General features: G+C 32.2%; 1 pseudogene. It reads left to right on the top strand.

Annotated features, from left to right (window positions below):
• Window positions 1-262: 262 nt before the first annotated feature.
• A pseudogene (locus V2H77_RS00150) lies at window positions 263-605 on the top strand (methyltransferase); the annotation flags it as partial.

Below are 605 nucleotides of genomic sequence, written 5' to 3' on the forward strand. Positions count from 1 at the left end.
ATTGTGATCTTTGTCATTCCTTTTTGTCTAATTTAATATAGTCTGATAGTTAACAATTCTGTTCCTAAAAATGCGTTATTAAAGTAAGTTGAACAATGTGAAAATAAGGAGAATTAAATCTTTATTATTTCAACAAGAAAAGGTAACAAAGCTAATAATCACATATTAGTTGTTGGAATACCCAATTAATTATCATGGTATTTCATGCATTTTAGATAAAATACTTCATCTTTTTATAAGATAAAGACATAAGGATAACTCAATGCTAGCCGAACTTATTACATCGTATAGAAAATCAGCCGCAATCTACGCTTTTGTTGATACAGGCTTATCTATTCATTTTAAAAATGGAGCTTATGTAGATATAGATGAACTTTCCCGTCAGTGTGGTATTGATTATTCTCGGCTTGATCGATTATGCGATTTCTTAATTGAAGTTGGGATATTGGTTAATCACGGCCATAAAGTGAGTCTTTCTGAGGAGTGCAGTGGACTTGCTGATCCTGAAAGTATGGAGTCGTTAATTGTAAAATGGGAGCTGAGTCCAGATTGTTGGAATGCTTGGTCAATGTATTCAAGATCTTTACTTGAGAATGATGTTAGAG

This window comes from Photorhabdus sp. P32, assembly GCF_038085095.1.
GTDB classification, from domain to species: Bacteria; Pseudomonadota; Gammaproteobacteria; order Enterobacterales; family Enterobacteriaceae; genus Photorhabdus; species Photorhabdus luminescens.